The 13,441-nt window shown below is 68.9% G+C and carries 12 protein-coding genes; 7 read left to right on the top strand and 5 right to left on the bottom strand.

The window, feature by feature from the left end; translation table 11 throughout:
* Positions 1-28: 28 nt before the first annotated feature.
* The 3 genes from hflX (at position 29) to QGN30_RS10875 (ending at position 5,318) form a co-directional block, all read left to right on the top strand.
* The gene (gene hflX, locus QGN30_RS10865; protein WP_014380603.1) at positions 29-1,450 is read left to right on the top strand and encodes a GTPase HflX; all 1,422 of its coding nucleotides are present in this window, start codon (positions 29-31) and stop codon (positions 1,448-1,450) included.
* 121 nt (positions 1,451-1,571) lie between these two features.
* Positions 1,572-2,732, top strand: coding sequence for an acyl-CoA dehydrogenase family protein (locus QGN30_RS10870; RefSeq protein ID WP_064893022.1), 1,161 nt, complete (start codon positions 1,572-1,574; stop codon positions 2,730-2,732).
* Between the two features lie 369 nt (positions 2,733-3,101).
* The gene (locus QGN30_RS10875) at positions 3,102-5,318 is read left to right on the top strand and encodes an LGFP repeat-containing protein (protein ID WP_064893019.1); all 2,217 of its coding nucleotides are present in this window, start codon (positions 3,102-3,104) and stop codon (positions 5,316-5,318) included.
* A 15-nt stretch (positions 5,319-5,333) separates the two neighbouring features.
* Here the strand turns inward: QGN30_RS10875 and lexA are convergent, their stop codons facing one another.
* Positions 5,334-6,044, bottom strand: a complete 711-nt coding sequence (gene lexA / locus QGN30_RS10880; protein ID WP_008258568.1) for a transcriptional repressor LexA — start codon at positions 6,042-6,044, stop codon at positions 5,334-5,336.
* Positions 6,045-6,335: 291 nt separating this feature from the next.
* On the opposite strand from lexA, the gene QGN30_RS10885 reads away from it, so the two are divergent.
* The 3 genes from QGN30_RS10885 (at position 6,336) to QGN30_RS10895 (ending at position 7,967) form a co-directional block, all read left to right on the top strand.
* Positions 6,336-6,830: a LysM peptidoglycan-binding domain-containing protein gene (locus tag QGN30_RS10885; RefSeq protein ID WP_009955005.1), complete on the top strand. Its 495-nt coding sequence runs from the start codon at positions 6,336-6,338 to the stop codon at positions 6,828-6,830.
* 152 nt (positions 6,831-6,982) lie between these two features.
* Complete coding sequence (nrdR, locus tag QGN30_RS10890; RefSeq protein WP_008258565.1) at positions 6,983-7,447, top strand: transcriptional regulator NrdR; 465 nt, start codon at positions 6,983-6,985, stop codon at positions 7,445-7,447.
* 34 nt (positions 7,448-7,481) lie between these two features.
* Positions 7,482-7,967: a peroxynitrite isomerase gene (locus tag QGN30_RS10895; protein WP_009955003.1), complete on the top strand. Its 486-nt coding sequence runs from the start codon at positions 7,482-7,484 to the stop codon at positions 7,965-7,967.
* Positions 7,968-7,991: 24 nt separating this feature from the next.
* Here QGN30_RS10895 and QGN30_RS10900 read toward each other — a convergent pair whose 3' ends face one another.
* The 3 genes from QGN30_RS10900 to QGN30_RS10910 are packed head-to-tail and all read right to left on the bottom strand — an operon-like array spanning position 7,992 to position 10,789.
* Positions 7,992-8,678, bottom strand: a complete 687-nt coding sequence (locus QGN30_RS10900; RefSeq protein ID WP_038536878.1) for a PhzF family phenazine biosynthesis protein — start codon at positions 8,676-8,678, stop codon at positions 7,992-7,994.
* A gap of 47 nt (positions 8,679-8,725) precedes the next feature.
* Positions 8,726-9,757, bottom strand: a complete 1,032-nt coding sequence (locus QGN30_RS10905) for an alpha/beta fold hydrolase (protein ID WP_008258562.1) — start codon at positions 9,755-9,757, stop codon at positions 8,726-8,728.
* 60 nt (positions 9,758-9,817) lie between these two features.
* On the bottom strand, positions 9,818-10,789 hold the full coding sequence (locus tag QGN30_RS10910; RefSeq protein ID WP_008258561.1) for a proteasome assembly chaperone family protein: 972 nt from the start codon (positions 10,787-10,789) through the stop codon (positions 9,818-9,820).
* 230 nt (positions 10,790-11,019) lie between these two features.
* Between QGN30_RS10910 and QGN30_RS10915 the strand changes: the two genes are divergently transcribed.
* Entirely contained in the window at positions 11,020-11,856 is an 837-nt protein-coding gene (locus QGN30_RS10915) for a trypsin-like serine peptidase (protein WP_201368014.1), read from the top strand.
* 87 nt (positions 11,857-11,943) lie between these two features.
* On the opposite strand, the gene sthA is transcribed toward QGN30_RS10915, so the two are convergent.
* Entirely contained in the window at positions 11,944-13,359 is a 1,416-nt protein-coding gene (gene sthA, locus QGN30_RS10920; protein ID WP_009954997.1) for a Si-specific NAD(P)(+) transhydrogenase, read from the bottom strand.
* Between the last annotated feature and the right edge of the window lie 82 nt (positions 13,360-13,441).

The following is a 13,441-nucleotide window of genomic DNA, read 5'->3' on the forward strand; positions in this document are numbered from 1 at the left end:
ACTTTGCGTGCATCATCTCTTATTGCCTATGACACATCCCGAATTTCGCGATCACGCGGTCACGGAGCCCAGCACGGGCGAACTCGCCCTCGAGGATCGGTCGGCGCTGCGCCGCGTCGCCGGCCTGTCCACCGAGCTCGCCGACGTCACCGAGGTCGAATACCGCCAGCTTCGGCTGGAGCGGGTCGTCCTGGTGGGCGTGTGGACCGACGGCACCGCCGCCGACAGCCAGGCCAGCATGGCCGAGCTGGCCGCCCTCGCCGAAACGGCCGGCTCCCAGGTGCTCGAAGGGCTCATCCAGCGCCGCGACAAGCCCGACCCGTCGACCTACATCGGCTCGGGTAAGGCCGCCGAACTGCGCGAGGTGGTGCTGGCGACCGGCGCCGACACCGTCATCTGCGACGGTGAGCTGTCCCCGGCTCAGCTGACCGCGCTGGAGAAGGCGGTGAAGGTCAAGGTCATCGACCGCACCGCGCTGATCCTGGACATCTTCGCCCAGCACGCCACGAGCCGGGAGGGCAAGGCGCAGGTGTCGCTGGCCCAGATGGAATACATGCTGCCGCGGCTGCGCGGTTGGGGTGAGTCGATGTCGCGGCAGGCCGGTGGCCGCGCCGGCGGCAGTGGGGGAGGCGTGGGCCTGCGCGGTCCCGGTGAGACCAAGATCGAGACCGACCGGCGGCGCATCCGCGAGCGGATGGCGAAGCTGCGCCGCGAGATCAAGGACATGAAGCAGGTCCGCGACACCCAGCGCAGCCGCCGGTTGCACAGCGACGTGCCGTCGATCGCCATCGTCGGCTACACCAACGCCGGCAAGTCCAGCCTGCTCAACGCGCTGACCGGCGCCGGGGTGCTGGTGCAGGACGCGTTGTTCGCCACCCTGGAGCCCACCACGCGGCGCGCCGAGTTCGACGAAGGACGTTCGTTCGTGCTCACCGACACCGTCGGGTTCGTCCGGCACCTGCCCACCCAGCTCGTCGAGGCCTTCCGCTCCACCCTGGAGGAGGTCGTCGACGCCGACCTGCTGGTGCACGTCGTCGACGGCTCCGACGTCAACCCGCTGGCGCAGATCAATGCGGTCCGACAGGTGGTCACCGACGTCATCGCCGACCATGACGGCGCGCCCCCGCCCGAGCTGCTGGTGGTGAACAAGGTCGACGCCGCAAGCGATTTGGCGTTGGCCAAGCTCCGCCACGCGCTGCCGGGCGCGGTGTTCGTCTCCGCGCGCACCGGCGAGGGCATCGACGCCCTGCGCCGCCGCATCGCCGAGCTGGCCGTGCCCGCCGACACGGCCGTGGACGTGGTGATCCCGTATCACCGCGGGGACCTGGTGGCCCGCCTGCACGCCGACGGGCGCGTCCAGCACGAGGAGCACGACGCCGAGGGCACCCGGATCAAGGCCCGGGTCCCGGTCGCCTTGGCCGGCCGGCTGCGCGAGTTCGCCGCCCGCTGAGCCGTCGGCCGTAGCGGCCGATTCCCCAGCGCACCGCCGGCGCCGACCCGCCAGCTGCCGACCAACCGTCCGGTTGGTATATGTTGGGCTGCAGAAATCACCGTCGCCGGAGGTCTATTCCATGAGCAGCGCCATCAAATACCAGCGCACTCTTTTCGAGCCAGAGCACGACCTGTTCCGCGAGTCCTACCGGGCCTTCCTCGAGCGCCACGTCGCGCCGTACCACGACGAGTGGGAGAAGGCGAAGATCGTCGACCGCGGCGTGTGGCTCGAGGCCGGCAAGCAGGGCTTCCTGGGCATGGCGGTGCCCGAGGAGTACGGCGGCGGGGGTAACCCGGATTTCCGGTACAACACGATCATCACCGAGGAGACCACCGCCGGTCGCTACAGCGGCATCGGTTTCGGCCTGCACAACGACATCGTGGCGCCGTACCTGTTGGCGCTGGCGACCGAGGAGCAAAAGCAGCGCTGGCTGCCGAAATTCTGCACCGGAGAACTGATTACGGCGATCGCGATGACCGAGCCGGGCACCGGCAGCGACCTGCAGGGCATCAAGACCCGCGCGGTCAAGCAGGGCGACCACTACGTGCTCAACGGTTCAAAGACGTTCATCACCAACGGGATCAACTCCGACCTGGTCATCGTCGTCGCGCAGACCGATCCGGACAAGGGCGCCCAGGGCTTCTCCCTGCTCGCCGTCGAGCGTGGGATGGAAGGCTTCGAGCGCGGACGGCACCTGGACAAGATCGGGCTCGACGCGCAGGACACGGCCGAGCTGTCGTTCACCGACGTGAAGGTGCCGGCCGAGAACCTGCTGGGCCAAGAGGGCATGGGGTTCATCTACCTCATGCAGAACCTGCCCCAGGAGCGGATCTCGATCGCTATCATGGCCGCCGCGGCGATGGAGCATGTGCTGGAGCAGACGCTGCAATACACCAAGGAGCGCAAGGCTTTTGGCAAGCCGATCGGCAGCTTCCAGAACAGCCGCTTCGTGCTCGCCGAGCTGGCGACCGAGGCGACCGTGGTGCGCATGATGGTCGACGAATTCGTTCGCCTGCACCTGGACCACAAGCTGACCGCCGAGCAGGCCGCAATGGCCAAGTGGTACTGCACCGAGAAGCAGGTGCACCTGATCGACCGCTGCCTGCAGCTGCACGGCGGCTACGGTTACATGCGCGAATACCCGGTCGCCCGTGCCTATCTGGACGCCCGGGTGCAAACCATCTACGGCGGCACGACCGAAATCATGAAGGAAATCATCGGCCGCAGCCTCGGCGTATAGCTTTTCGTTTAACGGATCGTCGTCCAGTCGGCGAACGCCCCGCGGGCCGCGGTGGCCGCGCTCGATTGATGAAATCCCGGCCGGCTTTGGGCGCGATATGCGCCGACGCATGGATGGTCGCGATTCGGCCGTGGCCCGGCATCATTTCGACATCGGTGTGGTATCCCTTTTTGTAAAATTCGTGATTTGACTTCGCATTTCTTGTTGGCTGGAGCAAAGTTATGCGAGCCCGGCGATAAGGCGGATCGTGAGCGGGTCCATTCCCCGCGGAAGAACGGCCCGTTTCGCCGGTTATGCAGGTAAGGGCATAGCCGCAGATAGAGCCGTATCCGGAGGCTGGAAGGCTTGGTGAAGGTGCATAGAGGTCACATGCGCAAGCTGATCGGAAGCGCGCTGGTCAGCCTGACGACCACAGCACTAGCCGCCGTACTGCTGGCGCCCGTCGCCGCCGCGAGCCCGATAGGTGACGCCGAAGCGGCGATGATGGCCGCGTGGGAGAAGGCCGGCGGCGACACGTCCCCGCTCGGCCCCCGCAAGGGTGACGTGTACCCCGCCGGGGAGGGGTTCGCCCTGGACTTCGACGGCGGCAAAATGTTCTTCACCCCGGCCACCGGGGCCAAATTCGCCTACGGGCCCATCCTCGAGAAATACGAGATGCTGGGCGGGCCGGCCGGTAGCGATCTGGGTTTCCCGGCCATCAGCGAAGTGCCGGGCCTGGCGGGCCCCGACAGCCGGGTGATCACCTTCTCGGCCACCGACAAGCCGGTGATTTTCTGGACGCCCGAGCACGGCCCGTACGTGGTGCGCGGCGCCATCAACTCCGCCTGGGACAAGCTGGGCAGCTCGGGCGGGGTGCTCGGTGTTCCGGTCGGCGACGAGACCTACAACGGCGAGGTGTCCTCGCAGAAGTTCAGCGGCGGCCAGGTTTCGTGGAACCGGCAGACCAAGCAGTTCACCACCGAACCGCCGGGGCTGGCCGACCAGTTGAAGGGCCTGCAGGTGGCGATCGATCCCACCGCGGCCATCAACATGGCGTGGCGGGCGGCCGGGGGACCCAACGGACCGCTGGGTGCCAAGCAGGGCGGGCAGACCCCGATCGGCGGTGACGGCATCGTCCAGAACTTCGCCGGCGGCAAGGTGTTCTTCACCCCGGCGACCGGCGCGAACGCGCTCGAGACCGACATCCTGGCCAAATACGAGTCGCTCGGCGGGCCCGTCGGCAGCGGCCTCGGATTCCCGGTCACCAACGAAACCGACGGCGGCATCGGCCCGTCCAGCCGGATCTGCACCTTCTCGGCCGCCGACAAACCGGTGATCTTCCGGACCGCCGAGCACGGCGCGTTCGTCGTGCGCGGGGCGATGAAGGCCGCCTGGGACAAACTGCGCGGTCCGGCCGGCAAACTGGGGGCGCCCGTCGGCGACCAGGCCGTGGACGGTGACGTGATCTCGCAGCAGTTCACCGGCGGCAAGATCTCGTGGAACCGGGCGAAGAACACGTTCAGCACCGACCCGGCCAACCTGGCGCCGTTGTTGAGCGGCCTTCAGGTCTCGGGCCAGAACCAGCCGAGCAGTTCGGCCATGCCGTCACACGCCAACAAGTTCGGCTGGCATTCGTGGTGGTGGCTGGCCGCCATTCCGGTCCTGGTGCTGCTGGTGGTGGTGGCGTGGGCGCTGTTCGGATGGCGCCGGCGCCGCTCCGGCGCGGACGGCGCCGCCGGGTATGCGCCCGACCAGGGGTATGACGCGCCCTGGGGCCCGGAGGACCCCGACCTCGCGACCGAGCATTTCGCGCCGGGCGGGCCGCGCGAACCCGAGCAGCCGACCGATGCCGCGGCCACCGCGCGGGTCAGCTGGCAGCGTCAGGCGCCGTCGGAGAGCGACTACGGCGTCGAGCAGGAAGACCCCGACGCGATCGACACCGACTCCATCCCCGTCGTCTCGGAGGAGATGCTGGCGGAGGCCGACTATCCCGATGCCGAGGCCGATTACACCGACTACACCGACGCCGTTCCCGAGGTCGCCGAGGCCGAGACCGCCGACGATGCCGCCTACGTCGACGCCGACTACGCCGACGCCGGCTATCCGGAGGACGAGTACGCCGACGACGAGTATCCCGACGTCGCCGTTGCGCACACGCCGCCGGATGCCGACGCCGTCACCGGTGCCCTGGAAACCGCCGCGCCCGAGGATGAGTATCCCGACGTCGCGGTCCCTGAGGCGGAAGTCGAACCCGAGGACGATGTCGCCGCGGAGCCCGACGTGTCCGGGGCCGCCGAGGCCGGGGCGGTCGGCGCAGGCGCGGCCGGGGCCTTCGTCGCCGCGCAGCGATCCGGCGGTCGGCACGCCGCCGCGGACGACGCCGAGGAGGGCTCGGAGAACGGGCTGGCGGGCCCGGACGGGCGCCCGACCATCCACCTGCCACTCGACGACCCGTACCAGGCGCCCGACGGCTACCCGATCAAGGCGAGCGCCCGGTACGGCCTGTATTACACGCCCGGCAGCGACCTGTACCAGGACACGCTGCCCGAGATCTGGTTGTCCAGCGAAGAGGTCGCGCTGGCCAACGGCTTCACCCGGGCCGACTAGCGGGGCCGCCGGCCGCTAGACCTTGCGGATCACCGTGACGACCTTGCCCAGCACGGTCGCGTCGTTGCCCGGGATGGGGTCGAACGCCGGGTTGTGCGGCATCAGCCACACCTGACCGCCGGCGCGCTTGAACGTCTTGACGGTGGCCTCGCCGTCCAGCATCGCCGCGACGATGTCGCCGTTGTCGGCGACGTTCTGCTGGCGCACGACCACCCAGTCGCCGTCGCAGATCGCGGCCTCCACCATCGAGTCGCCCACCACTTTGAGCAGGAACAGCGTGCCCTCGCCGACCAGCTCGCGCGGCAGCGGGAACACGTCTTCGACGGCTTCCTCGGCCAGGATGGGTCCACCGGCCGCGATCCGCCCGAGAACCGGGACGAATGTGGGCTCTGGCAACGCATCCGACCCGGCCACCTCGGTGGCGGGCGCGGCCACGTCGTCGTCGGCGCCGCGGACATCGACCGCCCGGGGGCGGTTGGGGTCGCGGCGCAAATACCCCTTGCGTTCCAGCGTGCGCAGCTGGTGCGCCACCGAGGACGTCGACGTCAGCCCGACGGCGTCGCCGATCTCCCGGATGCTCGGGGGATAGCCGCGGCTGGTCACCGAGGCGCGAATGACATTCAAAATGGTGCGCTGCCGCTCGGTCAGCGCGGAGTCCACGGAGTGCAGCCGGCCGTCCGCCGCGGCCGGGCCGGTGTTCGGGGAAGTGTCGTTGCTGTCGCCCATGGCACTGAATGTAGCCGCATCGCCGACAAGAATCAAACATGTGTTCGACTGGCGTGTCGCCGGGCGTCCCGGGCCGGAAAAGCGCCGCCATCGGCCGAATCACAAATGTGTAACTCTTGCCGAGACCGGGTATTTGTGCCTCGTGACAGTGGTAGAGGCCGACGGGGTTGTCGGTGGTGTGATCTAGCGTCTTGCTCGTGCGACACGCTTCGCTCAAATGTTCGGGTTTCGAACACACAAGCGATTAGAGTCGAACACACGAGCGAGAGCTAGTTGACCGGAGGAACGCAGATGACAGTCATCCACACGCTTGCGCCGCGCACCAGCAGTCTTCGGCGCCCGGTCAACGGACCGGTTCAGGGCGTTCGGTACGGCAGGGACGGCCTGGCCCGCTCGCGGCGCCCCGTGCCGTCGCGGCCCGCGGGCGCCCCGACGCGCTACTACGGCACCGGGGTCGCGATCTCTGTCGCTCCGCACCGCAGGCGCGCCGTCACCTGGGCGACGACGGTTGGTCTGGCACTCGCCGCCGGGGCGATCACGCTGTGGCTGGGCCTGGTCGCGAACGTGGGGCAGGCGCTCAACGGCGACTCGACGAATTCGGCCGCCCCCGTCCCGAACCGGCTCGCCGTCGTGCGGGTCGACGCGGGGGAGTCGCTGCAGGATGTCGCTCACCGCGTGGCCCCCGACGCGCCGGCCGCCGCGGTGGCCGATCGCATCCGTGAGCTCAACGACCTGAACTCGCCGACGCTGGTTGCCGGCCAAACGCTGATCGCCCCGATCGGCTGACGGTCGTTGTGTCCCAACGGTTCCGGCCCGTGAGGTGTGCGGCCCGCGTGGTGCCGCCACGGGGACGGCGGCTCCGTTAGCCGTGCAGGTCAGCGCACGGGTACGCTCAAAGTTCTGCGGTACCCGGTTGTCGGCACGGTGAAGGAGCGGTCATGCACTGTCCCTTCTGCCGTCATCCCGATTCCCGGGTGATCGACTCGCGCGAAACCGACGAGGGGCAGGCCATCCGGCGTCGCCGATCGTGCCCCGAATGCGGAAAGCGTTTCACCACCGTGGAAACCGCGGTCCTGGCGGTGGTCAAGCGCAGCGGCGTCACCGAGCCCTTCAGCCGGGAAAAGGTCATCAGCGGAGTCCGCCGGGCCTGCCAGGGCCGGCAGGTGGACGACGACGCGCTGAATCTGCTGGCCCAGCAGGTCGAAGACACCGTGCGCGCCGTGGCCTCCCCGGAGGTCCCCAGCCACGAGGTCGGCCTGGCCATCCTCGGGCCGCTGCGCGATCTCGACGAGGTGGCGTACCTGCGGTTCGCGTCCGTGTACCGCTCCTTCGAGTCCGCCGACGACTTCGAGCGCGAGATCCAGGCGCTGCGCGAGCACCGCGGAGTGGCCACGCCGGGCTGACGGATCCCGCCGGGCGGCCCGCTAGGCTCGGTGCATGCCCCCTGAGTTGCATCCCGACCTGGCGGCCCTGGCCCCGCTCCTCGGCACGTGGGTCGGCCAGGGCGCGGGCAAGTACCCGACGATCCCGCCGTTCGACTACCTCGAAGAAGTCACGTTCGCCCATGTGGGCAAACCCTTTTTGGCCTACGCCCAGAAAACCAAGGCGGTCGCCGACGGCAAGCCGCTACACGCCGAGACGGGATACCTTCGCGTGCCGCAGCCGGGCCACGTCGAGCTGGTGCTGGCCCACCCGAGCGGCATCACCGAGATCGAGGTCGGCACCTATTCGGTCACCGGCGACCTCATCGACATGCAGATGTCCACCACGACGGTCGGCCTCACGCCTACCGCCAAAGAGGTGACGGGACTGGGGCGTTGCTTCCGCATCGACGGCGATGAGCTGTCCTACACGGTGCAGATGGGTGCGGTCGGCCAGCCGCTGCAGGACCACCTGGCCGCGGTGTTGCACCGGCAGCGCTGAGCGTGCGACCGCCGGCGGCCCCGGTCAGTCCAGCTGTCGCACACCGTCGTTGACCACCCGCCCGGCCACCGCGACCCAGCCCTCGGCGCTCCAGGTGGTTTCGATGACCGAGCCGTTGCCCTGGGTGATCCGCAGGTTTTGGCTCAGGTAGTCGGTGATGCGCATCGCGGCCGAACCGGTCGCCTCGTCTTCGGCCACACCGAGGTTGGCGGCGAACATGCGCACCCGCAGCGCCCCGGCGGCCCGGTCGGTCCAGGCCCACAGGTAGTGCGCCGTGTCGTCGGGGAAGTCCGTCGGGTCGGCGGCGAGAACGTCGTCGGCCGAACCGAATTCGTGCAACGCGAACTCGGGCGCCCATTCCGCGCGGGCGCTGATGCGGGTGTGGTGTTCGTCGTAGCCCACCTGCACGATCCCCGCCGGTATCTGCAACGTGTTGACCGGCCGACCGTTCTCCCGCAGCCACCACGAGGCGCCGACCGTCGGGTGCCCGGCGAACGGCAACTCGGTCCGGGGCGTGTAAATGGTGGCGTGCGCGGTCGCGGAGCCCGCGGCCGGACGGTCAACGAAAACCGTTTCGCTGTAGCCCAATTGGGTCGCCACCCGTTGCCGGTCCGCGACCCCGACCTCAGCGGCATCCACCACGCCGAGCGGATTGCCGAAATTGCCGTCCGCGTCGGTGAACACCCGCAACACCGTGACGTCGATACCCATGGCCCGACTGTACGACCCCGAACCGCGCCGCCTCGATCAAGGTGGAATCAGGTGGCGCTGCGTTCGTCGGACCCCATGGCGTTCAGCACGGCGACGCGCGTGGGCGCCGGGCCGCTCACGGCCCGCTCGCCACCACCGGTGCGCAGCAACCCGCGCAGCGCGGCCTGATCGTATTCGGCGGGCGCGGTCGAATCCATGAAGCGCTCGACGACCTCGATGAAGCGCGCGGGGTCGTCGTGAAAGGGAAAGTGGCCGGAGCCCTCGAAGATCTCGAGCCGCGAACCGGGCATCGCGGCGTGGGCCATCCACGCGTGCCGGACCGGGACCACCACATCCTTGGTGCCCCAGACGATCTGCACCGGGATGGCTTCGGTCAAATAACATCGGTCGAGCATGGTGACGATCTGCCCGCGCCAGTCCACCACCGCCCGCAGGGTTCGGCTGAATGCCGCCGACGCCGTCGGTTCCGGCAGGTCATCGAGGATCCGCAGCACGTTGGGCAGGTCACGGCCCAGGCCGGTGCTGCCCAGCGCGGCGCCCAGGACCCGGCCCACGACCTGGACCGCCGGCAGCACCAGGGGCAATCGCAGCAGGGCGATGGCTTCGCTGCCCATCGGCAGCGAAGCCCACCGCAAGACGAAGTTGACGTCCTTGGTCACGCCGCCGGCGCCCACCAGGATCAGCCGCTCCACCAAATGCGGGAACTGGTAGGCGAATTGCATGGCCACACCGCCGCCCAGCGAATGACCGACGATGGTGGCCCGTTCGATGTCGAGCACGCTGAGCAGGTCCCGCATCCCGTTGGCGTATGCGGCGATCGAGTAGTCGGCGCGCGGCTTGTCGGATCGGCCGTGACCCAGCAGGTCCGGGGCGATGACCGTGAAGCGCTGGGCGAGCTTGGCCTGCACGGCATTCCACGTGGTGGAGTTGTCGCCGATGCCGTGGATCAGCAGGATCGCCGGCCCGGAGCCCGCGATGCGGTAGGCGCGCCGGTAACCGTGGATGGTGCGAAACTCGAGTGTGGGTGCGGTCACTTCGCGCACCGGGCGGAGCCTGTTCTTGCGCTTCCGCTCGGTCATAGGGCCAACCTTGCTGTCGGGCCGGGCTAAGGGCGGTGTGGCTGGGTGTTCGGCAGAGGGTCAGGCCTGATCGTCGTCGTCGAACTTCTTCTCCGCCTGCTGGGCGAGAAATCGCTCGAACTCCGCGCCCAGCTCGTCGCCGCTCGGCAGATCCTCGTCGCGCGACAGTAACGATCTGTTCTCCTGAGCGTCGATGAAGGCATCGTACTGGCGCTCCAGCGCCGCCACCACCTGAGCGACCTCTGCGCTCGCCTCGACCTGCTCGTCGATCTTGGCCCGGATCACCTCCGCGGCTTCGGTCAACGCGGTCAGCGGCAGCTCCAGCGACGCGGTCTTGGCGACCTGCTCGAGCAACGCCTGCGCGGCGGCCGGGTAATCGGTCTGGGTGAGGTAGTGGGGGACGTGCACGGTGAAGCCGACCACCTCATGGCCGTGCTGGGCCATCCGGTACTCGAGCAGGTTGGACGCGCTGCCCGGGACTTGGATCTCGGCGATCCACGGCTGGAAATTGGCGATCAGCTCCGGGTTGTTGGAGTGCGCGGTCATCGTGGTCGGCCGCGTGTGCGGAACGGCCATCGGGACGGTGCCCAGGCCGATGGTCTGGCGCACGTTGAGCCGCTCGGCCAGCAGGCGGACCGCGGTGATGAAGCGCTCCCACTTGAGATCGGGCTCCATGCCGGCCAGCAACAGGAACGGGGTGCCGACGGTGTCGCGCAACGCGTAGAGGCTCAGCTCCGGGTCGTCATAGTTGGTGAAGTGATCGGTCTTGAAGGTCATCAGCGGCCGCCGCGAGCGGTAGTCCAGCAATTCGTCGATCGCGAAGGACGCGACCAGCTCGGTGTCCAGCACGGCCTTGAGATGCGAGGCCGCCAGCCGGATGGCGTGACCGGCGTCGGAAAAGCCCTCCAGGGCGTGCACCAGTACGGGGCCGCGGCCGTCGGACGTCGACAACTGCGGCGCGGGCAGCTCCAGCTCGTACATGCCGGGCTGGCCCTGCTGGTACTGGTCACCTGGGTCTCGATGGTGATCCATCTTCGATCGCCTCCTCTCGGGGGTCCCTTCAGGGTGCCCTACCAAGTGTCCCCTGAATCAGGCGGCACCCGGATAGAACAGCGAACTCGGTTCCGGCGTTCGCACCGTGGAACGCGATAATTCTCAGGCGTAATCCGGTGAGACCCTATCGGGGGTCCCCTCCGCGGCGTCAGCAAACCCCGTGGCGCACGGCGTCGCGCGGAAGTCGGCTCGCCGCCGCGGCGTCGGGCATGATGAAGGCGATGCGCATACCGATCCTGGTGCTCTGCTCGGTGGTGGGGGTGGCGACGTCGCTGACGTCGTGTCATCGGCCCGTCGAGCAGGTGTCGGGCGCCCCGGTGTCGGCGCCGCGGACCGGCGGCCCCGTGCAGCGGCTCAGCCAGCCCGAGCAGAAGGCGGTCGCGGGTCCGGTGGAGCCGGACCGGCGGATCGGGGCGATCTTCATCGACGGTGGGCCGCTCCACGTTTGCACCGGTTCGGTGGTGCATTCCAAGGGCGGGGACCTGATCATGACCGCGGCGCATTGTCTGGCCGGGGCGTCGCTGATCACCTTCGTTCCCGGTTTCGCCGGCGACGCCGCGCCCGCTCCCACCGACGTGTGGAAGGCCGACGCGGTCTACCTCGATCCGCGCTGGGTCGCCAGCAAGGATCCGCATGCCGACTACGCGATCGCGCGAGTCAGCAACGACACCGGCACCAGCGTCGAGTCCCGCGCGGGTCTGGCGCTGACGCTGGGCGTGACGCCCCCACCGGGCAGTCGCGTCACCGTGCTGGGTTATCCGGTCGGCGTGGGCGGCGAGCCCATCGGGTGCCAGGGCAGCACCTCGGTCAGCGACAGCGGGTTCCCCGCGCTCGCGTGCGAAGGTCTGGTGGACGGCACCAGCGGCGCTCCGTGGGTCAGCGGCACCACGCTCACCGGGCTGATCGGCGGTCTCGAGCGCGGCGGGTGCGCGCCGGACATCTCGTATTCGGCGCCGTTCGACGCCCAGACCGCGGAGCTGCTGGCCCGCGCCGAAGTCGGTGGGCCGGGCGACCCCGTCCCCGGCGACCTGCAGGACGCCTGTTAGCTATGGCGACCGCCAGCGCGGCCGTGGCCGGGCGCAGCGGTCGCCACCATATGTCGGAGCCGGGCGCAGCGGTCGCCACCATCTGGCCTAGCGGCGGAACTGATTGAGCGCGCGCACCTTGTTCATCACGTCGAGCGCGGCCACCTTGTAGGCCTCGGAAAACGTGGGGTAGTTGAACACGGCGTCCACCAGGTAGTCCACCGTGCCCCCGCACCCCATCACCGCCTGCCCGATGTGCACCATCTCGGTGGCGCTGGTGCCGAAGATGTGCACGCCGAGCAGTTTCAGGTCCTCGGTGGACACCAGCAGCTTGAGCATCCCGTAGGAGTCCCCGGCGATCTGGCCGCGGGCCAGCTCCCGGTACCGGGCCACCCCGACCTCGTAGGGGACCGCGTCCTTGGTCAGCTCCACCTCGGTGGCCCCGACGTAGGAGACCTCGGGGATCGAATAGATGCCGATCGGCTGCAGCTCGGTGATGCCGTCGCACGCTTCCCCGAACGCGTGGTAGGCGGCCAGCCGCCCCTGCTCCATCGAGGTCGCGGCCAGCGCGGGGAAACCGATCACGTCCCCGACGGCGTAGATGTGCGGCACCTTCGTCTGGAAATAGTCGTCAACGAAGATCCGGCCGCGGTTGTCGGCCTCCAGCTCGGCGTGGTGCAGGTCGAGATGGTCGGTCTGGCCCTGCCGACCGGCCGAGTACATCACCGTCTCGGCCGGGATCTGCTTGCCGCTGGCCAAGGTGGTGACGGTGCCCGCCGAGCCGACGTCGACCGCGGTCACCTCCTCGCCGAACCGGAACGTCACCGCCAGGTCGCGCAGGTGGAACTTCAGGGCCTCGACCACCTCGGGGTCGCAGAAGTCCAGCATGTCACCGCGCTTTTCCACCACGGTGACCTTGGTGCCCAGCGCGGCGAACATCGAGGCGTACTCGATGCCGATGACCCCGGCGCCGACGACCACCATCGAGGCCGGCAGCGTCTTGAGGTCGAGGATGCCGTCGGAGTCGAGCACGCGCTCCTCGTCGAACTCGACGCCGGACGGCCGCGCCGGCCGCGTTCCGGTGGCGATGACGATGTATTTGCCACTGATGGTTACCTTTTCGCGCCGCGACGGGTCTTCGACCTCGATGGTGTGCGGGTCGACGAACCGCCCGTGGCCGATCAGCAGGTCGATCCGGTTGCGCATCAGCTGGTTGCGCACCACGTCGACTTCCTTGCCGATCACGTGCTGGGTGCGGGCCAGCAGATCGGCCGGGGTGATCTTCTCCTTGACCCGATAGCTCGCGCCGTAGAGTTCGCGCTGGCTCATCCCGGTGAGGTAAAGGACCGCCTCGCGCAACGTCTTTGACGGGATGGTGCCGGTCTGGACGCAGACGCCGCCGATCATCTGGCCGCGTTCGACGATGGCGACCGACTTGCCGAGCTTGGCCGAGGCGATGGCGGCCTTCTGCCCGCCGGGCCCCGAACCGATGACCACCATGTCGTACTCTTGCGCCGAGCCCATGGGCTAAACAGTAGAGCAGCACAACTCACAGTGCCGGGTTCATCCACAGCTGGGTTGCCGCGCCGGCGCGCGCGAGCACCGG

The sequence above is a fragment of the Mycobacterium sp. 3-98 genome (assembly GCF_035918355.1).
Lineage (GTDB): Bacteria > Actinomycetota > Actinomycetes > Mycobacteriales > Mycobacteriaceae > Mycobacterium > Mycobacterium intracellulare.